This is a genomic window from Novosphingobium sp. PY1, assembly GCF_017312445.1.
GTDB lineage: Bacteria > Pseudomonadota > Alphaproteobacteria > Sphingomonadales > Sphingomonadaceae > Novosphingobium.
In genome coordinates, this window is record NZ_BLTI01000006.1 from 67,437 (window position 1) to 89,875 (window position 22,439).

The following is a 22,439-nucleotide window of genomic DNA, read 5'->3' on the forward strand; positions in this document are numbered from 1 at the left end:
GCCCCGTGCGGCTTTATTTTGCCGGGGCGGTATCTCTCGCGCTTGTTATCCTGCCGGGGCATCGCACAGCACCGCGGCGCGGATCAGCCGCCCCAGCAGTGCGCGATATTCCGCCAAAGTTTCGGGATCTGATGGCTCGTAGAAACGCTGCTCGCCGATCAACGTGCTGTTGTTGACGTAGAACAGGATGCCCCCGGACACGCCATTCAATACGAACATCGGCGATACGGGGCGGAAACGCCCGGATTCCACGCCTTCGGTCACGATGTCTTCCAGAATGTCTAGCGCGACGTGGGAGAATTCGATGGGATTGCCCTGGCGCGGTCGTACGTCCGCGATCAGGCGCTGGATGATTCGCGCCGCCGTCGGCCTGGCGACAATGAAGTCGAGCCAGGCATCGGTCAGCGCCAGCAGCTTTTCGAGGGGGCCGGTGACGCCCTCGAGCCGCTCGCGGGAGAAGTGGTGCATCGCCTCGAAGATGTCCGCCTCGACCGCGTCATAGAGCTCCTGCTTGCCCGCAAAGTAATAGACCATCGAGGGACGCCGGACGCCCACGATGGCGGCGATGTCCTCAAGCCGGGCTTCGCCATAGCCGACTTCGGCAAATACGGTTTCGGCCGCCTTCACGATCGCTTCGCGAGTCGCTTTTCCCCGCTGGTGCCTGATTGCCTTCATTTCCCGTCCAATTTGGCCCGTTTTCTGGCCGAAAAGGCCACTTTGATAAACCCACTTGCCTTTCTACCTTCATGTAGGTAGAAAATCAAATGCGTACTATATCATATATATTTCTACGCAATGGGAGGGTAAATGGTTATGTCGCTTAACGTACGCACATTCTTGCTCGCAGGAGTGGCAGGAATCGCATTCGCGTCGCCGGCAGTCGCTCAGGAAGCCGGCAGCCGCGACGGACTCAATGAAATCGTCGTCACCGCCCAGAAGCGCGAGGAATCGCTTCAGGACGTTCCGGTGTCGATCGTCGCGCTAGGTCTGCAGGATCTTGAGAATAAGGGAATCTCGGACCTGACCGACCTCAGGACGCAGGTTCCCGCGCTTCAGGTCACGCCGCACCCGAACAGTGCCATTACCGCACGCATCTTCATGCGCGGCGTCGGCAACAACGACGACCAGATCACGATGGACCCCAGCGTCGCCGTCTATATCGACGGCGTCTATGTTGCGCGCAGCCAGGGGCTCGCCTCCGACGTCGCCGAGCTGGAGCGCGTCGAAGTCCTGCGCGGTCCGCAAGGTTCGCTCTATGGCCGCAACGCGACCGGCGGCGCGATCAATTTCATCACCCGCGCGCCCAAGTTGGGTGAATTCGGTGCAGAGCAGAAGCTGACTTACGGCAACTACGACCAGTTCCGCAGCCGCACCCGCGTCAACGTGCCGATCGGCGATACCCTGGCGGTCGAATTCGGTTACCTTCACGCCCAGATGGACGGCTATGTCGACAACCTCGGTACCGGCGTGAAGCGTTTTGGCGACCAGCGCCGCGACGGCTACCGCGCCGCCGCGCTGTGGCAGCCGACCGACGCGATCTCGGTTCGCTACACCTATGACCGCTCGGAAATCAACGACACGCCGGCTTTCATTGCCTATGTGCCGTTTTATCCGGAAGTGGCCCCGCGCCCGACCGCCGGTTCGCCGAGCGTCAGCAACCTCCAGCCCAATGACGTCGTTTCACAGGGCCATAACCTGACGGCGAGCTGGGACGTTTCGGACTCGCTTACCGTCAAGTCGATCACGGGCTATCGCAAGCTCCGCAACCAGACGATGCAGGACTATCATTCGGGTATCTTCGGACCGTTTCCGGTGTTCCGCACCGCGTTCGATTCGAGCCAGAAGCAGTTCAGCGAGGAATTGCAGCTCATCGGCAGCGGGCTCGATGATCGCCTCGAATACGTCCTCGGCTTCTATTACTTCGAGGAGAGCGCCGACAGCTTCGACACCACCGTCGTTCCGGGGCGTCCGCGCAGCGAGCGCACGGTCACTATCGATAACAAGGCCTACGCCGTTTACGCGCAGGCCACCTACAACCCGGCCTTTCTGGACAACCGCCTGTTCGTGACCCTGGGCGGCCGCTGGTCGCGTGACGAACGCAAGGCCACGCTTCAGGACGTCGCGGTTCCTTCCGTAGGTGATCCGATCCCCGGTACGCCGGGCCGCGGCGACCGCGCGTTCCAGAACTTCAGCCCGAGCGCGACGCTGCGGTACGAGTTCTCGGACAAGACCAACGCCTACGCCAAGGTCGTCTCAGGCTACAAGACCGGCGGTTACAACGTGCGCGCCAGCACGACCGATAGATTCAATGCAGGCTTCGGTGACGAGACGCTGACTTCCTACGAGTTCGGCGTGAAGTCCGACATGCTGGACAACCGCCTGCGGCTGAACGCTGCGTTCTTCTACACGAGCTACAAGGACATACAGCTCAACGTGCAGTCGGACCCGAACAACATTGCCCGGACCGACGTGCTCAACGCGGGCAAGGCGACGATCAAGGGCCTCGAACTGGATCTCTCGCTGCGTCCCGCGCGCGGACTGACCGTCTCGGCCAACTATGCCTATCTCGACGCGAAGTACGACCGCATCCTGAATGCGGCCGGCGACGACGTGACCTCGCAGTACAACTATATCCAGGCGCCGAACCACACGCTTGTCACGAGCGTGAACTACGAGTTCCCGCCGAGCCCGATCGGCACCTTCGCGGTCTATGCGGACTACTTCCTGCAGGACAAGAAGATGACCTCTTCAACCGATTCCCGCTACATCGTCGGCAGCTATGGCCTGCTCAATGGACGCGTGACGCTTTCGGACATTCCGGTCGGCTTCGGCAACTGGCAGCTCGCGGTCTTCGGCCGGAACCTGACCGACAAGGTCTACTATGCCGACCACTTCAATGCCGGTCTGCCCAGCGCCTTCTTCGGGCAGCCGCGCACTTACGGCGTGGAACTGACCTTCAAGTACTGAGACCCAATGGAAAAGGGCCGCGTCGGTTTATCCCGACGCGGCCCCGATCTTTCTGGCGTCGGCGCTTCACGCCTCAGGTGAAATATGCCCCGCCATTGACGGTGACCGTGCTGCCGGTCGCGAAGCTGGCGTCCTCGCTGGCGAGGAAGGCCACCGCGCCGGTGACTTCTTCTGGGCTGGCGAGGCGCTTCAACACGCTGTCGGCGGCGATGGAGTCCTTCAGCTCCGGCGGAAGGCCCGCATAGATCGGCGTTTCGGTCGCGCCTGGATTGACCGCGTTCACGCGGATGCCGCGGTCGGCAAGTTCACATGCCATGGCGCGCGTCATGCCCAGAACCGCTGCCTTGGCAGTACAGTAGGGGACTGGCCCATTGCCTTTCACTCCTGCGGTCGAGCCGATGTTGATGATGCTCCCGCCGATGCATTCCTCCGCCATCAGGCGCACCGCTGCACGGCTGCACCGGAACACCCCGTCGAGCGTGACCGTCAGCACCTGCGACCATCCCTCGTCCGAGCAATGGATTGTCTGATCGACGAACACGCTCGGCACCTTGCCTTCGGCGATTTGCTGCGCGCGCTCGGCCTGTGCAGCGTAAAAGAGGTCCATCCCGTCGTCTGGCGCGCTGCCTCGCCCGGCATTGTTGACGAGTATGTCCACGCCTCCGAGGCGCGCTTGCACTTGCGCAAAGGCCGCATCCACGCTTGCCGTGTCCGAGACGTCGCAGGCGAGGCCGAAATGCGGGGTGCCGAGTACGGCGCCAGCCTTGTCCGCATCGAGGTCGAGAAGGGCAACAGTCGCGCCTTCCTCCGCCAGGCGCCGCGCAATTGCTGCACCGATGCCTTGCGCCGCGCCGGTTACGACGGCGCGTTTGCCCTGAAGCCTCTGCATGGGATCAGTCCTCCACTTGCGGACGCCAGGCGACGCCGTTCACATGAGAGCCTCCGTCAGCGAAAAGCGTATTGCCGTTCATGTAGCTGCCGCCCTCGCTGGCGAGGAAGGCCGCGATCGGGCCGATGTCCTTTTCCGCATCGCCGAAACGGCCAGCGGGCACCTGCTGGAGAATCTGCGAGGTCATCTCCGGGTTGGCCTTGAAGTAGTCGCGTGCCTGCGGACTGCTCGCCGACGGGCAGATCGTGTTGCAGGTTATGCCGTGGGGCCCCCATTCGACCGCGGCGGTTCGTGTCAGTGCGCGCATGGCTTCCTTGCTGGCATTGTACGCGACGGTGAACATGTGCGCGTTGACGCCGTTGAGCGAGCCCATGTTGATGATGCGCCCGAACTTCTGCGCTTTCATGATCGGGAAGGCGGCGCGCATGGCCCAGAACACGGCCCAGTAGTTGAGCGCGAAGGAACCGGCCATCTCCTCGTCGGTGTGGTTTTCGATCCGCTTGGGGAAGCTGGCCCCGGCATTGTTGACCAGCAGGTCGAGTCGTCCCCAGCGATCCTGTGCGGCGGCGACCATCGCCTCGACCTGTTCACGTATCGTGACATCGCTCCGCAGGAACGCGGCGTCGATGCCGTGTGCGCTGCGCAGGAACGCGGCCTCTTCCTCACCTTGTTCGGCATTGCGCTGGGCAATCAGCACGTTTGCGCCCGCCTCGGCCAGCGCACGGGCGATGCCCTGGCCCACGCCTTGTCCGCCGCCCGTGACGATGGCGGCGCGCCCTTCCAGAATTCGGGTCATGTCCAGTATCCTATCCCAAAGGAATGGTCGTAGCGTCGGCAACCGAGGCCACGCTTTCCTGCACTTGATCTTGCGCCGCTCGCCGATGCGATGGAAACTACAGAATAGCTCAAAGACAGTGACTGGAAGAATCAGAGTGTCGAAGCGAATTTCACGCGCTGCCCCTGGTGAAGTGTCGCTGGAGGTGGCGCGTCAGTTGCTAAGGATTGTCGATCATGTCGGCGGGCAGCGGGACTCTGTTCTGGCCGGTGCGGGTCTTGGTCATGTGGCCTCACTGCTGCGGAACGATGGCTACGATGCGCAAGCCCTCTCGCGGCATGATTTCGCGCGTCTCTTCGCTCAGTGCACCTGGGCCATCGACGCGGTCGCGGCCTGGCAGGAGGGGCGTGAGCCCCTGTCGAAGCTGGGCTTCGACCTCATGTGCCATGTCGTCATCAACTGCCGCACGCTGGAGCAGGTGATCCGCCGGATCGACGACTACTCGCAGATCCTGGGCCCTCGTCTTGCCCGCCTGACGCTCAGGACAGACGGTGGCAGGGCCATCATGGAAATGGCGACGATCCGCAGGCGCCGTAACGTCAGCGCGTGCTTCTCGGACCTGACCGGCCTGTCCACTTATCACCGCCTGTTCGGCTGGCTGGTGGGGCAGGACTTGCCGCTCACCGGTGTCCAATTGCGCTACGAGCCGGTTCTGGACAGCCGGGTCGCCGAATACCTGATGCCCCATCGGATCGTGTACCGTTCGGCGGAAAACGCCCTTGTCATGCCTGCAGAAGTCTTGGGCCGCAGGGTGGTGCGCAGCGCGGGCGAACTGGACCGCCTGCTTGAATATTTCCCGTTCGACCTGATGCAGCCGCAGGACTGCGATGAGCACCTGTCGCGTACCATTGCCAGGCAGATGAGCCTGGCCCTGAGCAGCGGCGAACGCCTGCCGACCATCGCCGGTCTTGCGCGGCAGTACGGAATGGGCGCGGCGACGATAAAGCGCCGGCTCGAAGCCGAGGGAACGAGCATGGTGCAGCTCAAGCGCGAGGCCCGCTTCGGACTGGCACAGCGCCTGCTGTCGGACCGGAGGCTGACAGTTTCGGCCATCGCGCAGCATTGCCAGTTCGCGGATCCGGGCGCTTTCCGGCGGGCCTTCCATCAGTGGGCGGGCATGGCTCCCACCCGCTGGCGGGAAATGAACATGGAGGAATGACCGGCATTCAAGAACGCAAGTGGCGATCATTGGTCGAAAATGACTTTCTTTCGCGCAACGAATTGGTCAATGATAAGCGCAAATGCCGGAAGAGCCGGTGGACATGCAATTTCCGGAGAGGACAGGATGACCGACACAGTATCTGATCTCGCAGCGCGCCTTGCGGCGCTTGAGGACAAGGAGGCAATCCGCCTCCTGAAATCACGCTATCTGCGCGCCTGCGACCTCAAGGACGTTGAAGCCGTCAGGGACAGCTTCGATCCCGTCGAGGTCCGGATCGCCTATCAGGGCTTTCCGGTTTACAGCCGGCGCGACGATTTCGTCGAGACGTTCCGCCAGATGGGATGTCAGCCGGGCGTGTTCGACATCCATCATGCAACCAACTGGGACATAGAACTGACCGGGACGGATGAGGCGAAGGGCCTCTGGTCGCTTAATTTCCGGACCATCCTCGTCGGCCAGCGGCAGGTGACGCGGCTCGCCGTGGAGTATGAGGACATCTACCGCCGCAGGGACGGGCGCTGGTACATTGCGGAAAGCGTAAGCAAGGTGACTTCGCTTATTACTGAGGAAGTCGGCGCGGACGGCGCGATCAAGGTGCTGGCCTATGGCGAGATGCCCACTCCGGCGGCGCAACCGGCCTGAATGAAGGAATAGGCGGCGACGGAAACCTGTGCCGTCACCGCCGTGCTTCAGTCGGTCAGTCAGTCAGTCAGGGCAGGGTAATCGGTATAGCCGCGTTCTTCGCCGGAATAGAGGTGCGTGAAGTCCGGCTTTGCGAGCGGCGCGCCGCGGCGCAGGCGATCGACGAGGTCGGGATTGGCAATGAACGAGCGCCCGAACGAAATCGCATCGGCCCGGCCGGAATCGAGAAGTTCGCTTCCGCTCTCCAGCGTTAGCATGTTGTTGGCAATGATCGCTCCGCTGAACCGCTCACGCACGAAGGCGAGGGTGTCGAGCGTTTCCAGCTTCATGTCGACAACGTGGGCATAGGCGCAGCCCAGCGGTTCGATCGCATCGAGGAAAGGTGCGAACGTGGCGGCCGGGTCCGCTTCGGCCATGCCGTTGTAGGGATTGCCGGGTGAAAAACGCACGCCGACGCGGTCCGCGCCGATGGCATCGGCCAGCGCCTTGACGACCATGGCGGGAAAGCGTGCGCGGCGCTCGGGATCGCCGCCGAAATCGTCGTTGCGCTGGTTGCTGCTCGCGTTCAGGAACTGGTTGATGAGGTAGCCGCTCGAACAGTGCAGCTCTACCCCGTCGATCCCGGCGGCGCGGGCATTGCGGGCGGCCTGGGCATATTGTTCGGCAACGAGCGGCAGTTCATCAGACGCAAGGGCGCGCGGCATGGCGCATTCGACCGGCACGCCGTCGGGGCCGGGTACCTTGTCGGGGCAGGGGATCGCACTCGGCGCGACAACGTCCGCGTCGAAGCCCCGGTTGGCAGGGACGACGACGCGGCCCACGTGCATGAGCTGCATGACGATCTTTCCGCCTTCGGTGTGGACCGCGTCGGCAACCTTGCGCCAGCCTTCGATCTGCTCGTTGGAATAGATGCCCGGCGTGCGCCAGTAGCCCTTGCCTTCCGCGCAGGGCTGGGTGCCCTCCGTGACGATCAGCCCGGCACCGGCACGCTGGCGATAATACTCGACCATCAGCTCGCCGGGAACATCGCCGGGACCGGCGCGGTCACGGGTCATGGCAGACATGACCACGCGATTCGCCATCTCTACGGCCCCAAGGCTAACAGTGGTGAAAAGCGATGACATTATCCGCATTCCTTAATTAAAATGTTCGACTGACCTTACTTTGCGTTTTATAGGATACAATCATCTACGTATGCAAGTGGGAGTCAAAGGATGATCAATTACGGCCTGGACGGTAAGGTCGCGCTCGTTACCGGGGCAAGCGGTGGGATCGGGCGGGCTGCGGCGCTGGCCTTCGCCCGCTCGGGCGCCCGGGTGCTGGTCTGCGACGTCAAGGACGTTGAAGGCCGCGAGACTGTCTCCATGATTGAGGCTGCGGGCGGCACGGCTGCATATCAGCGGTGCGACGTCAGCAACCCGGACGACATCAAGGCGATGGTGGCCAGGGCAGTCGATAGATGGGGCCGTCTCGACTGCGCGTTCAACAATGCCGGCGTGAACCTGCTCGGCCGTGACGAGTTCGAGGACGAAAACTGGGACGTTGCAATTTCGATCAACCTTACCGGTGTGATGCGCTGCATTCGCGAGGAAGCAGCGGCGATGCTCGAGACCGGCGGCGGTGCGATCGTCAACACCTCTTCGATCAACGGCCTTGTCGGCAATCCGAACCAGCCCGGCTATGTCGCCTCGAAGCACGGCGTCGTCGGCCTGACCCGGCAGGCAGCGCTCAAGTGGGCGCAGCGGGGCATTCGCGTCAATGCCGTGTGCCCGGGCGTGATCGAAACGCCGATGACCGCCCCGATCGCCGCCGACCCGAAGCTGAAGGCGGTGATTGATTCGATGACTCCGATGGGCCGCTTCGGCAAGCCCGAGGAGATTGCCGAAGCGGTGGTCTGGCTCTGCTCCGACGCGGCCAGCTTCGTGACCGGTCACCCGATGGTGATCGATGGCGGCGCTATTGCATTCTGACCCAAGCGACGGGGCGCCGGCCGTCAGGCCAGCGCCTCGCGCAGCCGGCGGCCCGCCCTGTCGAGATAGGGGAGCACGTCGGGCACGGCTTCGAACAGCGACGCGAAGCCGTGGATCATGCCGGGGGCTACTTCCGCCTCGGTCGGCACGCCTGCATCGGCAAGGCGTTTGGCATAGGCCATGCCTTCATCGCGCAGTGGATCGCATTCAGCGGTGATGATTGTCGCCGGAGCGAGGTTGGAGAGGTCCTCGGTGCGCTGGACCGTCGCCAGCGGTATATGCGCTTCATCACGGTTGCCGACATAGTGATTCCAGAACCACTGCATCATCTCTGTCGTCAGGAACCCGCCCGCAGCCCCGTTCTGCGCATAAGAGGGACGGGTGAAGTCGTTATCTGTGACCGGGTAGATCAGCAATTGGTGGCGCAGCTTCGGACCGCCTTCGTCCCGCGCGCGGATTGCGACGGCGGCGGCCAGGTTGCCGCCCGCGCTGTCGCCCGCAACGGCCAGGCGCGAGGCATCGATGCCCAGCTTATCGCCATTGCGGCTGGCCCAGACGAGCGCGTCGTAGCAGTCGTCCAGTCCGGCCGGGAAGGGCGCCTCGGGCGCGAGACGATAGCCCACCGACAGGACCGCCGAACCGCTTTCTTGCGCCAGCTTCCGGCACAGGTTGTCGTGCGTGTCGAGGGTGCCGATCACGAATCCGCCGCCGTGGTAGAACAGCGTGAGCGGCGGCGCGTGATCCGCGCTTTCGGGCACGTAAAGTCGCGCGGAGATGGTGCGGCCCGCAAGCGGCAGGTCCATGTCCTCGATCCGGGCAAGGGGCAGAGCCTCTCCCGTGGCCATCGAATTGTCGCTGAAGGAACGCATCATCTCGGGCGTGACCGCTGACATGGGCGGCATTTCCATGGCGGGCATGGCGCTCAGGAACGCGACGATCTGGGAGTTCATCGGCATGGTCTTGTCGGTCCTCTTCTCAGGCGGCCTGTGCAGCGAACTGAGCCACGATCTCGCGCACGGCATTGGCAATGTCGTTGCGGGTGTAGCCGAGCAGGGCCGCTTCGTCCTCATTCGGCTCGTAGGCGATGGTGTTGCCGCGCCCTTGCGGGATGGCCACGTCGGGCAGCAGCGGCAGTTCGGCATCGCGTTCCTCGACCCGGACCTTGCTGCCTACGGCATCGAAGAACAGCTGGAAATATGCGCGGAAGGACAGATTCTCGTCGCCCACGAGATAGGCCTTGCCCGGCTCGCCGCGTTCGAGCGCACCGGCGATCGCTTCGGATAGCGAGCGGAACGACATGAAGTTGGTACCGCCCGGCGGGGCATAGTGCTCGATTGGAATCAGGCCCTGCGCCCACTGGACGTAAGGTTCGAAGATTGCGCTGGGAAGGCCCGGGACAGTGCCGACCATGAACGGCGCGTTGACGCTGATGACGTCGAAGCCCTCGCGGCCTTGCGCGCGGGCGCCTTCGCAGGCGGCCTTGCGCGACTGGATATAGACGTTGCCCGCCACCAGTTCTGGGCTCGCCTGCGGATAAAAACTGCCAAGCTGGATCGCCCGGGAAACGCCGGCCTTGCGCGCGTCGGCGAAGAAGGCCGGGATGGCCTCGCCGTTGGCGCGCATGAAGTGCGCGGCATAGTCGCTGCCTTCAGGGATATGACGCGGGTCGTTGCCGGCGGCAAAGACCACCCAGTCGAATCCTTCGAGGCGTGCCGGCGTGAATTCGCCCGCGACATAGTCGCCCTTGAGGAAGGGCAACTGCGCCATGGGCGTGTCAGGATTGGGGACATTGCGCCCGGCCACGGTGACCTGATAGCCAAGCCCCGAAAGGTGAATGGCGGCATGGCCGCCCAGACCGCCGGTTCCGCCGACGACGAGGATATTCTTGCTCATGACTGGTGAACTCCGCTTTTGGAGGGAGAGGCGATCCCGAGGTTGGGACTGCGCCGCAGAAGATTGCCGCCGTCGACGGCGATGCACTGGCCGGTGACCCAGGCGCTTTCCGGCCCGGCAAGGTAGCGTACGGCTCCGGCCATGTCCTCCGCCTCGCCGAGGCGCCCGAGCGGATACTCGGGCAGGAATTTCTCAAGCGTTTCGGGGGCGTCGAACATGCTGCCGGTGCTGTCCGAGCGGGTGAGGCCTGGCCGCACGGCATTGACGCGAATGCCGCGCCAGCCGAGTTCATCGGCGGCCGAGCGCACCAGCGCCTCGAGCCCGGCCTTGCTGACCGAATAGCTCGAAAGTCCGGGGAAGGTCAGCGGCGCTGCGCCCGAGGACAGGAACACCAGGGAGCCGCCATCGGGCATCAGTGGCACGGCATGGCGTAGCGCATGATGGGCGCTGATGACGTTAAGTTCGAAGTCCTTGCGCAGCGCCTCGGGAGTGACATCGAGTATCGGCGCGAAGGAGCCGCCGCCCACTGTCGCGAACACGATGTCGAGCCGTTCGGCGATCACCCAGGCGGCCTTGCATGCGCGTGCCACGGCCTCGGAATCGATGCAGTCGCCGACTTCCAGCGCGATATGCGTACCGGGAACGGCGGCGGCGATTTCCGCGCGCGCCTGCTCCAGCCCCTCGGGGCGGCGCGCCATGAGCACGAGATGCGCGCCATCGCGCGCGAGGGCGATCGCGGAGGCGCGGGCAATGGCTCCGGTAGCGCCCGTGACAAGCGCGGTCTGACCTGAAAGCGCGCCGCTCATGACTGCACCCTGACAGGGCGCGTCTCTTCCCAATCGATCTCGAGACGGCGATGGGCGATGCGCCATCCTTCGCCTTCACGCCGCCAGAGGTCCTTGTAGCGCAGCGACCACGAGAGGATTTCGTCACTTTCCCTCATCAGGTGGTCGGCGGTGCAATAAGTCTCGCTGACCGCCTCGTCGCCGTCGACTTCAGCGTGAATCTGATGGACGATGTGGCGGGTCTTGCGGAACATCTTGCCCAGCATGTCCAGCGAGCCGAGATTGTTCTCGCAGCCCTCGATGCGAAAGCCGGGGCCTTCGATCACGCAGTGTTCTGAAAGGACGCTGCGCCACAGTGTCTTGTCCCGGCGGTCGGCGCCCGCGGCATAAGTTTCGCAGGCGAGGCGCAGGGCTGCCAGCGTTGCAGTGTCGGCGGCGTTCATGAGGGTATCCTTATGCCGTTACCGGTGACGAGGGGGACGACGGTCCATTCGCCGTCTTGCGTGCGGGTCCAGCCTGCCGCGGCGAGCGCGCCGCCGTCGACGTGGATCGCAGTGCCGGTAACCCATGATGCCAGAGGGCTGGCGAGATAGAGTGCGGCCCCAGCGCAGTCCTCCGGGCGACCGAGCCGGCCGAGCGGGATCCACTTGTCTTCATGCACGCGGCTTTCCGGCGGGATCATGAAGTCCAGCGGGACTTGCGGGGTATCGGTCGTTTCCGGGGCTATGTCGTTGACCCGGATGCCCTCGGGCCCGAGTTCGAGTGCAAGGCTCTTGGTGAACCCGGCAATGCCGGCCTTTGCGGCTGCGTAGACGGAACACCCCGGAATCCCGCGATAGGCCTCGATCGAGGTGACGTTGACGATGGAACTGCCCGGAGCGGCCTTGCGCAGCAGCGGCAGCATCATCGAAGTCATGCGCAGGAGCTGGCCGAGATTGACGTCGAGCACTTCGTTCGCCTGTGCGTTCGTAAGCATCGAGAACGGGCGCGGATGGACGAAATGGCCGACGTTGTTGACCAGCACGTCGAGCTTGCCCCCCGCCTGCTCGATCCGCGCTGCGGCCATGGCCGGAAAGTCCGGCGCGCAGACATCGCCCTCAATAGGGATCATCCCTGATGCCTCAAGGTCGCTGCAAAGGCCCTCGTCGATCTCGGCCGCAAATACGCTGCCGCCCGCGGCATGGAACGCATCGGCGATTGCCCGGCCGATTCCCGCGCCTGCGCCGGTGACAAGGATGTTCTTCCCGTCGAAATCGAACGAGATGCCCGGGGGTCCGGGGGTTTCCTGGTTCATGGAATCTCCTCTCCATCTCTTATTTTCTTACGAGTTCTGATAGTCGTTTGACATCCTGTCAACAAAATGCGCAAAATGAAATTGTCTAAGCGGCGATTATGGGCATAAGGGCGTCACTAAGGGAGATTGCTATGAAAAGGCTTGAAGGTAAGGTCGCGCTGGTCACAGGTGGCTCGCGCGGGATTGGCGAGGGCATCGTTCGCCGCTTCGTCGAAGAAGGCGCGAAAGTGATGATAACCGATGTCCTTGCGGACGCGGGCGAGGCGCTGGCCGCCGAACTGGGCGAAGGCGCGGCGTTCACGCGCCACGACGTGACATCGCGCGCTGAATGGGCGAACGCCGTGGCCAGGACCGAGGAAGAGTTCGGCCGCCTCGACGTTCTCGTCAACAATGCGGGCGTGATCGTCTTCAAGGCCTTCGATGACCTCACCGAAAGTGAAATAGACAAGCTGATCGACGTCAATCTCAAGGGCGTCATCAATGGCTGCCATGCCGTGGTTCCCGCGCTCGAGCGTGCCGGTGGCGGCGCGATCGTGAACATGAGCAGCGCCGACGGTATTTCGGGCGCCAATGGCGTCACGGTCTATTGCGCCACCAAGTTCGGTGTGCGCGGCCTCACCAAGGCGCTGGCGATGGAGCTTGGCCCGCGCAAGATCCGCGTGAACTCGATCCACCCGGGCGGCATCTACACGCCGCTGGCGAACCCGATGAACGTGCCCAAGGAGGAATACGACAAGGGCTACTTGATCTATCCGGCGCAGTTTGCGGGCGAGCCCAAGGATATCGGTGCCGCAGCGGCCTATCTCGCTTCCGAGGACGCGCGTTACTGCATGGGCACCGAACTCTCGGTCGATGGCGGCCTCAACGCCGGGCACTACTACATGGGCATGCCCGGTTCGCCGACACCGCCGCAGGGGTGAGCGATTTGCAACCCGGGGTCTGGCGCGAGAGGTAGTACGCTCAGATCCCGGGTTGCTCTGGAGGAACCCGGAGGACCAGTCCGTCGAGTTCTTCTCCCAGTTGAATTTGGCAGGTGAGGCGGCTTTCGGGTCGGATTTCGACGCCCTCGATGCTTTCGAGCATGGCACGCTCGTCCTCACCGGCGCGGCCGGTGATTTCGATCCAGGCCGGATCGATCCAGCAATGACAGGTCGCGCATTGCATCATTCCGCCGCACAAGGCGTCGATGCCGTCGACGAGGTTGGCGACGCCAAGTTGCATCAGCGTCATGCCCTCGAAGTTCACGCATTCACGCTGGGTGCCATCGGGCTGGATGAAAGTGACCTTCGCCATTACGCGATCTCTTCAGGCGTGGGCCGGGCAGCCGGCGGCGCGGGCGAGCGTGGCGGTGTCCGCAGGCCGGGCATCGCCTCGATTGCGCTTGCGATAGCGTACCCTGCAGGGCTGGGCGGGCCAATAGGTGCTCGCGCCTGATATGGGGCGCACCTCGTCGATCAGTTCCATGTCGTAATGCTGAAGCAGTATCGCGATCAATACTTTCATTTCCATGCGCGCGAAGTTCACGCCTGCGCAGCGATGGACACCGCCGCCGAAGCCGATCAGCGAGTTGCTCTCAAGCTGCGCCGCGGGGTTGTCCGGATTGAACCTCTCCGGATCGTAGGAGTCGGGATTGTGGAAGGTCTCTTCCATGCGGTGCGTGACCGAGGGCGCGAGCAGCACGAACTCGCCCTTGCGGATGCGATAGCCCTCGCGCTCGATATCGGCGCTGGCCTTGCGGGACAGGATGTAGGCGACAGGATGCAAGCGCTCGGTCTCGCGCAGGGAGAAGTCCATCTTGCCCATCGCCAGCGCCTGTTCCCAGGAGAAGGCGCTGCCATCGTCGCTGCCCATGACGGTGGCGATCTCCGTGCGAATGGTCTGGAGGTAATCCGGATTCTGCAAGAGGTCGGCCAGGGCCCAGCTTACCTGCCCCGCAGTCGTCTCGTGTCCGGCCCAGACGAGCAGCAGGATGAGGTGGCGGATCGTTTCGTCGGGGACCGGGGTGCCGTCCGGATAAGTGCTGGCGATCATCGTCTGGAAGAAGTCCGGCGGATCGACCGGATTGGCGCGGCGGTTGTCGATCCAGTCCTGCAGGATCGTATGGAGCTTCTTCTTCGCGCGCTGGCTGCGGATCTGCTTTCGCGTGGGAAGCCAGAGCGGAAGGACGAATTCCATTCCCGCCGAAAAGTCGCGGAACAGGTCGAAGAACTCGTGTCCCAGCTTCTTGTGGAACTCGCGGCCCATGAAGCTGTGTGCGGCGATGTCCATGACCACCGGACCGAGCGTGGGGATCAGGTCGAAAGTGCCTTCATCGCCGAGCCGCTTGACCAGGGCCAGGGCTTCCTCCGCCATGATCGGCACGTATTGCTTCATCGAGGCGGCCTTGAAGCGCGGCATGATGATGGCGCGCTGGCGCAGGTATTCGTCCATTTCCGCGAAGGAATAGAACTCGGGCGAGAACATCTTGAGGAAGAACGGCATCGACTCCCGTATCGAGAGCAGCTTGTCGGTCTCCTCGAAGAAGAAGCGGTTGTGTTCCGGCCCGAGCATGACGTTCATGCGTCGGCCCATCAGGTTCAGGGCGAAGAGACGCCCCTTTGTCGCGTAGCCGCGCTTGAGGACGGAAACGGGATCGCGGAAGAACTGGGCAAGGTGGCCGATTACAGGGCTCGCGCCGCCGACCAGCGGAAGGGGCCTCGAAGTATGGGCAGTGCTTGCCATCATTGCTTCTCCCGTTTCGGCGAGGGGTCGTTTCGCAGCCGGCCGTTACCGGGCGGCCTGCCTCGCGATTGAAGAATAGTCTGAAGCGCCTTGCCGGTCATGCGGCAATTGTTGAATCGGATCGTTTAGCGATCCGAAAGATACCGCAATCCGATCCGTGGGAAGGCGCTTATGATGCTGAGATCTCCCGATTCGGATCGGTCCCGCCCCAGTTCGCAGCCGCGGCAATGCCCTGCTTCATCAGCGCGCGCATGCCTTCGCCCTCGATGAACTCGGTCAGCGCGCCCGGCTCGGCGGGGTGCTGCAGATAGGCAACCCGCACTGCAGCATTGGCGGCCTCGAACACGGGATCGAGGCCCGCCGCGCGCGCTTCGGCAACGGCCTCTTCAAGTTGTTCCACCACGTACGCGACATGGTGCAAGCCAATGCGCGCCTTGCCGTCCTGTCCGCGATAGGGCGAAGGGGCGCTGTTCGTCGGCGCGATCAGTTCAAGTTGCAAGTCCCCGGCATAGGCGAGCCCCACATCCATGGTGACCTTCGTCTCGCGGCCGAGATAAGTGCCCGCCATCTCGACATTGCGAAAAACCGTCCACGGCCCCGTGCCGTCCGCGTGCAGGCGGCGCGCGATCGCGGCGTCGAGATCGTCGACGATCCAGGCGACCTGATCGATCGCGCGCGGCACGCGTTTTGTCATCAATAGATCGCCGCAGGATTCTTCGTGCGCGGGCTGCCCAGCATTTCTCGGTGCGAAATGCGCTCATTGCCGCGGTCGGAGATGCCGAGTTCCTTGGCGATTTCGGCGACGATCAGGGTCTGGCCGGAAAGGTCGTCACGGTTGGGCGCGCGGTCGATGGCGTCGATGACATGGGCGGAGAATTCCGGGTTCTCGGCCATGGCCAGCATCTGCTCGTATTGTTCGGGATGGGTCTTGGCCGAGATTTGCGCGCGCTCGGTCAGTTGCATTCCGAGCCAGAGCGAAACCGCGATCACGCCGGTACCGCGAAAGTCGTGCTCCATGTCGTGCGCCAGCTTGTCGAGGCCGGCCTTCTGTGCGCCGTAGGCAGGGCCATGCATGTAGCAGGTCGCGCCGAAGGAACTGGTCATGGCGATGCAACCCGATCCGCGCGGCACCATCAGGTGGGCGGCGTGCCAACTCGCGACGTAGGCGCTGCGCAGGCCGACATCGAGAATCTTCTGGGCATCGAGATCCTTTTCCCAGAAGGGCATTTTCTCGATAAGCTGGTGATGCATATATGCGGCATTGTTTACGAGGACGTCGAGCTCGCCGCCGTTCTCGTCGGCGATCTGCTCGAACAGGCGGGCGACTTGCGCGTCGTCGGCATGGTCGCAGACGATCGGCACGCCTTCGCCGCCCAATTCGTTGATCTTCGCGGCCGTCTCCGAGACGGTGCCGGGCAGGACGCTGCCGTCCCAGCCCTTGGCATTGCCCGGCGTGACGGTGCGGCCGGTGACATAGACCTTGTAGCCCATCTCGCCGAAACCGCGGGCAATGCCCGCGCCAGCGCCGCGGCTGGCGCCGGTCACCAGGGCAATCTTGCGATCAGACATCGGGGTATTCCTTTCGTGCTGTGTCGCCGACGCGGACTGCATGATCGCTTGCCGCGGCGGCGGGGTTCTCAATCGAGACTGCGAAAATCGAACTGGCTGGTGGGGATGATGTCGACCCGCGCGAAGTCGATGAAGGCCGTGCAGCTATCCATCATGTCCTTCAGGTTCCGGTTGAACTTCTCCTCGTCGCCTGCCGCGTCGAAGAACGCCGGACTGTCGGTCATGGCCTCGGGCGAGAAGCATTCCTCGACGAAGGCATCGTAGGCCGGGGCGCCCTCGGTCAAAGGGCGCACGACGATGTTCTGGACATATTCGAAGTTAGCCTGGACATCGATCGCCACGCGCGTGTGATGGCCGTGCCAATGGGCAATGGCCTCCTCGCGCGTGAGGTCGGGTCGGAAGGTGATGAAACTCGCCTGGCTCCAGCCCCATGTTCTGCGGCCTTCGGCCAGTGGGTGCGCGGTATTGGGGATGATCGTCGATTCGCAGACCAGCCACAGCGCGAAGCGCGCCGAATGCGCGGCCAGCACCTTGTCGACGGCGCCTCGAAACCGTGCATTGGCAGAGGGTAGCCAGAACTGAACCAGGGCATCCTGCTGCGGTTCCTGCGATTGCTGGATCAGCCCGGCAGCCGGTGCGACGGCTTCGTCGCGCAGGTTCAGGCGGATGCCGCTGGCGCCCGCTTTCTTGAGCGTGACCGGGAGGGTTTCAAGCAGGCGCTGTGCGAAGTCCGTGCGGGGTTCGCCTTCGGCAGCCCAGAGGGCGCAGACGATCTTTTCCATCCCTGCTGCTCCTTCAGTCGAAGTTTGCCTGCCCGCCGTCGAGCGGGACAGTGGCGCCGGTCAGGTAGCCCATGTCCGGGCCGCACAGGGCGACGACGGCGCGGCCGATGTCTTCCTCCAGCTTGCCGATGCGGCCGAGCGGGATCGTTTTGAAGAAGGCTTCGGCCTCGTCCGGGTTGTTTTCGATCCAGCCCTTGAGGCCAGGCGATTCGGCGTGCGGGGCGATGGTGAGCACGCGGATTCCGGCACGGCCCCATTCGGAAGCGGCAGCGCGGGTAAGGGCGCGGGTGGCTTGCTTGACCGCGCCATAGGCGCCGTAGAAAGCCATGTCCCAGCGGATTCCGGCAGAGGATGCAAAATTGAAGATCGTGCCGCCGCCGCGCGCGACCATGCTCGGCTTGACGAGCTTCATAAGCCGCAGCGAGGCAAGCGGGCCGGAAGTGAAACCGTTGAGGAAGGCCTCGTCGGTGACGTCGTCGAGCATCCCCAACGGGACTTCCTGCGCATTGTTGACAAGCACGTCGATGCCGCCGAATTTCCCGACCGCGGCATCGACCACGGCCCTCAGGTCTTCGGCATTCTTGACGTCGCAGGAAAGCGCCAGTGCACGAACACCGCGTTCTTCGACGAGCCTTGCGCTGGCTTCCACCTTGGATAGTGTACGCCCGGTGAGAACCACGTCCGCACCAGCCGCCGCCATGGCGAGGGCGATGCCCTGGCCTACGCCCTGGCCGGCACCGGTGATCAGCGCGACCTTGCCTTTCATGTCGTTCATAACCTCTCCCCGAGGACGGTTCCTGACCGTCTTGTTCGTAGAATAATTCAATGTATGTTACGCATCGAAGCGCTTATATGGCAATACCTGCCTTAACATGCGTTGATTATGACTGGGAGAGGTTAGGAATTATGGCAAAAATCAGTAGCCGCGCTGTCGGAGCCGCGGCATGAGCGTGGCCGTCATTACCGGTGCGGCCGGGGGAATCGGCGCGGGGCTGGCGCGCGAGGCGGTTCGGCGCGGCATGAATGTGGTTCTTGCCGACCGGGACGCGGACGTGCTGGCAGACGTTGCCGGACCGCTTGGCGACAAGGCGATTGCCGTGGCGGCCGACGTGACCGATCCTGCCTCTGTCGACGCGCTGGCCGATGCCGCATGGGACAGGTTCGGCGGAGTCGATCTGCTGTTCAACAACGCAGGCGTCCTGGTGACCGGGCAGGTCTGGGACATTCCCAAGCGCGATTGGGACAAGGCATGGGCCGTCAATGTCGATGGCGTCCTTAACGGCCTTCGCACGTTCGTGCCGCGCATGCTGGCGGCGGGAACGCCCTCGCGGATCGTGAATACGTCATCGATCGGCGGCTTCCTTCCCTCGCCGCTGATGTCGCCCTATACCTCGACGAAGTTCGCTGTCGTTGCGCTGACGGAGAGCCTGCTGCACGAGCTGACCGCGATCGGCGCGCCCATTGCGGTCTCGCTGCTGGCGCCGGGCCCGGTGAAGTCGGGCATCTTCCGCGAAACTCCGCCGGAAGAGGCCAAGGGCTTCCACGACACGCTGACCGCCATGCTCAACGAGCACGGTTTGACCGGCGACGAATTCGCACCCCTGGTCTTGGATGCGATCGAACGCGGCGAATACTGGATCATCCCGCAGCCGCTCGCCTTCGATGATGGGTTTGCCGCGCGCAATGCCCAGATCACGTCCCGGCAGACCCCGCATTTCCACCTCGTCAGGGACCAGTGATGCATTCATTAGCCAGCGAAAAGACCAGGGCTGCTGCCGGCTGGGACAAGGAAGTCGATGTCCTTGTCGTAGGTTCGGGAGCGGGCGGTTTGATGAGCGGCCTCGTCGCAGCCAGCAACCGCGCCGAAGTGCTCATCATCGAGAAAGCGGCGGAATGGGGCGGCACTTCGTCCACCTCAGGCGGCGGGATATGGATTCCCGGCAGCGATCAGGCGAAGGCGGCCGGGTTCGAGGACAACCTCGACGATGCGTTCAAGTACGTGCGCGCGCTTTCCGCCGACAACGTGCCGGACGAGAATATCCGCGCCTACGTGGATAACGCAGCCTCGATGCTGCGCTGGCTGACCGCCCATACCGGGGTGCAATATCTGGCGCTGCCATACCCAGACTATCACGCAGAAAATCCCGGTGGTTCGGCGCAGGGCTTCCGCACTCACCTGCCGCTGGCGTTCGACGGCAAGAAGCTGGGCAAGGACGTGAAGACGCAGCGTTTCCCGTCCCCCGCGGCCAGCCTCTTCGGTTATCTGCAGTGGACCTTCGCTGAGACGCACCAGTTGCTTTACCGCACCAAGGGGTGGATTGCGGGCCTTGCCGTGAACATGGGGAAATACTGGTTCGACTGGCCGTTCCGCTTCACCAGTCGCAAGGATCGTCGTCTCACGCTCGGCAATGCGCTCACCGGAGCGCTGCGTGTCGCGCTCAATGAGAAGGGCGTGCCGCTCTGGCTGGAAACGCCGATGAAGCAGCTCGTGTGCGAGGATGGCCGCGTCGTCGGCGTGGTCGCCGAGCGCGGCGGCAAGCTCCTGCGTATTCGGGCGCGCAAGGGGGTGGTCCTGGCAGCAGGCGGGTTCGACAAGAACCAGGACATGCGCGACCAGAATGCGCCGCTCTATCCGACTGCGCAGTACTCGGGCGGGGTGACCAGCAATACCGGCGATTCCATCCGCGCGGGCGTTGAAGTGGGCGCTGGCACGATGAACCTGCAGTCCGCCTGGGCGGCTCCGGTTTTCTATGTGCCGGGCGAGGATCGCGGACGGCTTTGCACCATAGAGCGCGCCTTGCCGGGCTGCATCATGGTCAACCGGAAGGGCGAGAGGTACCTCAACGAAGCGGCTTCGTACCACGTCGTCGGTCAGCAGATGGCCGCGCGCGAGCGTGATCATGGCGATGCTTCGCCAAGCTGGATGGTCTTCGATTTCCGCTACCGCCACCAGTTCCCGATGGGTCCGCTGCTGCCGCTCATGCCTGACTGGATGCAGAGCGCGGGAGTCAGGAAGATCCTGAAGAAGGCGCGCACGATAGAGGCTCTTGCCGCGAAGATGGGCGTTGATCCGGACCGGCTCTCGGCTACCGTCGCGCGGTTCAACGAATATGCGCCCAAGGGCGAGGACCCCGATTTCCATCGCGGCGAACCGGCCTACGACAAGATGTACGGCGATCCGCGCAACCAGCCCAACCCGTGCCTGCGTGCCCTTACCGTGGCGCCGTTCTATGCCATGCCGATTTATCCCGGAGACATCGGCACCAATGGCGGCCTCACGACCAATGCAAAGGCGCAAGTGGTCGATGAAGCCGGAGCGCCGATCGCGGGGCTCTACGCCGTCGGCAACAATGCCGCCTCGTCCATGGGCGAAAGCTATCCGGGCGCGGGCGTCACGCTTGGGCCGGGGCTGACCTTCGGTTACCTCGCGGCGCGCGACATGACGGGCGCCAACGACTGATCTATCCGCATGTGGGCTTAAGGGAACGCCCCTGAACCGGAGCAGGTGCCGGTCAGGGGCGGTTTCGGGCCAGGGCAGCGTCACGATCTATGGCGCTGCCCTTTCTCCTGTTCATGGTCAGGCCTTTGCACCTTCGACATAACGGGCGCGATACGCTGCGAATTCACGGCGCACGTCGGCTTCGTCGATCCCGAAGCGCTCGAGCGAATAGTCGTGCGACGGGCGCTGTTCGCGCTTGTTGCCGGCCATGAACTCCGCAAGCGCGGCTTCCATTTTCTCGTCCACCGCAACGCCGATGCGCTCCAGCACGCGGTGGGCCTGCTCTAGCGGGCTGCGCAGGACCAGGCGGTAGTCGATGTCGATGAAGCGGTCCTCACCGATTCTGATGCGCGCTTCCTCGAAGCGGCGCATCCACTGGACGAGGCGAGGGAACCAGAAGCGGCCCACTTCCTCGTCTGTCAGCGTAGCCGAGAGCTTGTAGAGCGCCGCCTCCATGCTGACGTAGCTCGGCACGATGTCGATCGGGTCGCGGTGGGTCATCACCAGCAAGGCGTCCGGGAAGGCCTTTGCCGCCAGCTCCGCGTAAGGCAGGTTGGAGGGGCTCTTCAGGATCCACTTCGTGCCGCGCCGCTCCGGTGCCTGCCATTGCAGGTACTTGAGGATGGTCTTGAGATCATCGTGCCCGTGCGACTGGTCATAGTCGTCCAGCCACCGCGAGAAGGACGGCACGTGGGTCATCCCTTCAACCATTGTCGAGACGAACATCTGGCCAAGGATAAGGATTTCCTCGTCCGGGGCATCGGGATCGAGCGGGTGGATCGAGGCGAGTTCCGGCGCAGCCTGCAGCCATCCGTCGATCATGGCCTGCGCATAGGCGCGTCGCTCGACCGGGTGGCCGCGTTCCTCACCAGGGAAGGGCGCAAAGTTCTGCGCCTCGTACCAGCGGATCGCGGTCATGCCCGGTGCGCTCGACAGCAGGCGGTGGAAGATCGTGCTGCCGGTGCGCGGAAGTCCAAGGATGACGGCGGCGACTTCGACCTTTTCCTCGAGGATTTCCGGATGCTGCCTGATGTCCTCGACCATGCGGAGACGGCTGGCGAGGCCCTTGACGATGACTTCGGTCTGCGCGGCGAGCCCTGATTCGGTCAGCCGGGCTTCCGCATTGGCGGCGGCAATGTACCGATCCATCGGTTCGAGGAACCAGCCGTCACCGAAATCGACCAAGGCGGTGCGCTCGCGGGCGGCCTGTAGCAGGGTTTCGCGGTCCAGCGCCCTGGTCGGGCTGATAGTATTGGTCATGCTTGCAATCTCTCTCCCAGGCCCTCCATTTCATCGGAGGGCGGCGTTCGCCCGACGGTCTTGCGGACTCGAGCGCTCGCAGGCCAGAGAATGGCAGACGCGAACACCCAAGGTCAATCAATTTCACCTTACATAACTTCGCATAAAGGACTTATGTGTCTTCTTAAATAG

23 protein-coding genes are annotated in these 22,439 nt (G+C 63.6%); 7 read left to right on the forward strand and 16 right to left on the reverse strand.

Going from position 1 to position 22,439, the window contains the following annotated elements; genetic code table 11:
* Positions 1-45 precede the first annotated feature (45 nt).
* The gene (locus J3474_RS08390; protein ID WP_013836562.1) at positions 46-675 is read right to left on the reverse strand and encodes a TetR/AcrR family transcriptional regulator; all 630 of its coding nucleotides are present in this window, start codon (positions 673-675) and stop codon (positions 46-48) included.
* A gap of 174 nt (positions 676-849) precedes the next feature.
* Here J3474_RS08390 and J3474_RS08395 point away from each other — a divergent pair, with 174 nt between their 5' ends.
* Entirely contained in the window at positions 850-2,967 is a 2,118-nt protein-coding gene (locus tag J3474_RS08395) for a TonB-dependent receptor (RefSeq protein ID WP_242528275.1), read from the forward strand.
* A gap of 73 nt (positions 2,968-3,040) precedes the next feature.
* On the opposite strand, the gene J3474_RS08400 is transcribed toward J3474_RS08395, so the two are convergent.
* Positions 3,041-3,856 (reverse strand): SDR family NAD(P)-dependent oxidoreductase, encoded by an 816-nt coding sequence (locus J3474_RS08400; protein WP_207093780.1) that lies wholly within the window; start codon positions 3,854-3,856, stop codon positions 3,041-3,043.
* Positions 3,857-3,860: 4 nt separating this feature from the next.
* Complete coding sequence (locus J3474_RS08405) at positions 3,861-4,652, reverse strand: SDR family NAD(P)-dependent oxidoreductase (protein WP_207093781.1); 792 nt, start codon at positions 4,650-4,652, stop codon at positions 3,861-3,863.
* A 136-nt stretch (positions 4,653-4,788) separates the two neighbouring features.
* On the opposite strand from J3474_RS08405, the gene J3474_RS08410 reads away from it, so the two are divergent.
* Complete coding sequence (locus tag J3474_RS08410) at positions 4,789-5,850, forward strand: AraC family transcriptional regulator (RefSeq protein ID WP_242528276.1); 1,062 nt, start codon at positions 4,789-4,791, stop codon at positions 5,848-5,850.
* A gap of 126 nt (positions 5,851-5,976) precedes the next feature.
* Positions 5,977-6,495 (forward strand): nuclear transport factor 2 family protein, encoded by a 519-nt coding sequence (locus J3474_RS08415; protein ID WP_013836557.1) that lies wholly within the window; start codon positions 5,977-5,979, stop codon positions 6,493-6,495.
* A gap of 59 nt (positions 6,496-6,554) precedes the next feature.
* Here J3474_RS08415 and J3474_RS08420 read toward each other — a convergent pair whose 3' ends face one another.
* A complete protein-coding gene (locus J3474_RS08420; RefSeq protein WP_207093783.1) occupies positions 6,555-7,619 on the reverse strand; it encodes an alkene reductase in 1,065 nt (354 codons plus the stop codon).
* 90 nt (positions 7,620-7,709) lie between these two features.
* Between J3474_RS08420 and J3474_RS08425 the strand changes: the two genes are divergently transcribed.
* Positions 7,710-8,465, forward strand: coding sequence for an SDR family NAD(P)-dependent oxidoreductase (locus J3474_RS08425; protein ID WP_207093784.1), 756 nt, complete (start codon positions 7,710-7,712; stop codon positions 8,463-8,465).
* A 23-nt stretch (positions 8,466-8,488) separates the two neighbouring features.
* On the opposite strand, the gene J3474_RS08430 is transcribed toward J3474_RS08425, so the two are convergent.
* The 5 genes from J3474_RS08430 to J3474_RS08450 are packed head-to-tail and all read right to left on the reverse strand — an operon-like array spanning position 8,489 to position 12,437.
* Positions 8,489-9,421 carry an alpha/beta hydrolase gene (locus tag J3474_RS08430; protein WP_207093785.1) on the reverse strand — a complete coding sequence of 311 codons (933 nt, stop codon included), beginning with the start codon at positions 9,419-9,421 and terminating at the stop codon, positions 8,489-8,491.
* Between the two features lie 19 nt (positions 9,422-9,440).
* A complete protein-coding gene (locus tag J3474_RS08435) occupies positions 9,441-10,358 on the reverse strand; it encodes an NAD(P)-dependent oxidoreductase (RefSeq protein WP_207093786.1) in 918 nt (305 codons plus the stop codon).
* Positions 10,355-11,164, reverse strand: coding sequence for an SDR family NAD(P)-dependent oxidoreductase (locus tag J3474_RS08440; protein ID WP_207093787.1), 810 nt, complete (start codon positions 11,162-11,164; stop codon positions 10,355-10,357). Before J3474_RS08440 ends, J3474_RS08435 begins: the two co-directional genes overlap by 4 nt.
* The gene (locus J3474_RS08445; RefSeq protein ID WP_013836551.1) at positions 11,161-11,586 is read right to left on the reverse strand and encodes a nuclear transport factor 2 family protein; all 426 of its coding nucleotides are present in this window, start codon (positions 11,584-11,586) and stop codon (positions 11,161-11,163) included. Before J3474_RS08445 ends, J3474_RS08440 begins: the two co-directional genes overlap by 4 nt.
* The gene (locus tag J3474_RS08450; RefSeq protein ID WP_207093788.1) at positions 11,583-12,437 is read right to left on the reverse strand and encodes an SDR family NAD(P)-dependent oxidoreductase; all 855 of its coding nucleotides are present in this window, start codon (positions 12,435-12,437) and stop codon (positions 11,583-11,585) included. The genes J3474_RS08445 and J3474_RS08450 overlap by 4 nt, the downstream gene beginning before the upstream one ends.
* Before the next feature lie 131 nt (positions 12,438-12,568).
* Here J3474_RS08450 and J3474_RS08455 point away from each other — a divergent pair, with 131 nt between their 5' ends.
* Entirely contained in the window at positions 12,569-13,357 is a 789-nt protein-coding gene (locus J3474_RS08455; protein ID WP_207093789.1) for an SDR family NAD(P)-dependent oxidoreductase, read from the forward strand.
* Positions 13,358-13,397: 40 nt separating this feature from the next.
* Here J3474_RS08455 and J3474_RS08460 read toward each other — a convergent pair whose 3' ends face one another.
* From J3474_RS08460 to J3474_RS08485, 6 genes are all read right to left on the reverse strand, one after another.
* Positions 13,398-13,730 (reverse strand): 2Fe-2S iron-sulfur cluster-binding protein, encoded by a 333-nt coding sequence (locus J3474_RS08460; protein WP_207093790.1) that lies wholly within the window; start codon positions 13,728-13,730, stop codon positions 13,398-13,400.
* A gap of 12 nt (positions 13,731-13,742) precedes the next feature.
* Positions 13,743-15,158 carry a cytochrome P450 gene (locus tag J3474_RS08465; protein ID WP_207093791.1) on the reverse strand — a complete coding sequence of 472 codons (1,416 nt, stop codon included), beginning with the start codon at positions 15,156-15,158 and terminating at the stop codon, positions 13,743-13,745.
* Between the two features lie 169 nt (positions 15,159-15,327).
* A complete protein-coding gene (locus J3474_RS08470) occupies positions 15,328-15,840 on the reverse strand; it encodes a VOC family protein (protein WP_242528277.1) in 513 nt (170 codons plus the stop codon).
* An 11-nt stretch (positions 15,841-15,851) separates the two neighbouring features.
* The gene (locus J3474_RS08475; RefSeq protein WP_207093793.1) at positions 15,852-16,727 is read right to left on the reverse strand and encodes an SDR family NAD(P)-dependent oxidoreductase; all 876 of its coding nucleotides are present in this window, start codon (positions 16,725-16,727) and stop codon (positions 15,852-15,854) included.
* A 68-nt stretch (positions 16,728-16,795) separates the two neighbouring features.
* Entirely contained in the window at positions 16,796-17,509 is a 714-nt protein-coding gene (locus J3474_RS08480) for an EthD domain-containing protein (RefSeq protein ID WP_013836544.1), read from the reverse strand.
* A 13-nt stretch (positions 17,510-17,522) separates the two neighbouring features.
* Positions 17,523-18,284 carry an SDR family NAD(P)-dependent oxidoreductase gene (locus J3474_RS08485; RefSeq protein WP_207093794.1) on the reverse strand — a complete coding sequence of 254 codons (762 nt, stop codon included), beginning with the start codon at positions 18,282-18,284 and terminating at the stop codon, positions 17,523-17,525.
* A gap of 169 nt (positions 18,285-18,453) precedes the next feature.
* On the opposite strand from J3474_RS08485, the gene J3474_RS08490 reads away from it, so the two are divergent.
* A complete protein-coding gene (locus tag J3474_RS08490; protein ID WP_041558251.1) occupies positions 18,454-19,248 on the forward strand; it encodes an SDR family NAD(P)-dependent oxidoreductase in 795 nt (264 codons plus the stop codon).
* Entirely contained in the window at positions 19,248-20,969 is a 1,722-nt protein-coding gene (locus J3474_RS08495; RefSeq protein WP_207093795.1) for an FAD-binding protein, read from the forward strand. Before J3474_RS08490 ends, J3474_RS08495 begins: the two co-directional genes overlap by 1 nt.
* A gap of 117 nt (positions 20,970-21,086) precedes the next feature.
* Here J3474_RS08495 and J3474_RS08500 read toward each other — a convergent pair whose 3' ends face one another.
* Positions 21,087-22,268: a sulfotransferase gene (locus J3474_RS08500; RefSeq protein WP_207093796.1), complete on the reverse strand. Its 1,182-nt coding sequence runs from the start codon at positions 22,266-22,268 to the stop codon at positions 21,087-21,089.
* Positions 22,269-22,439 lie beyond the last annotated feature (171 nt).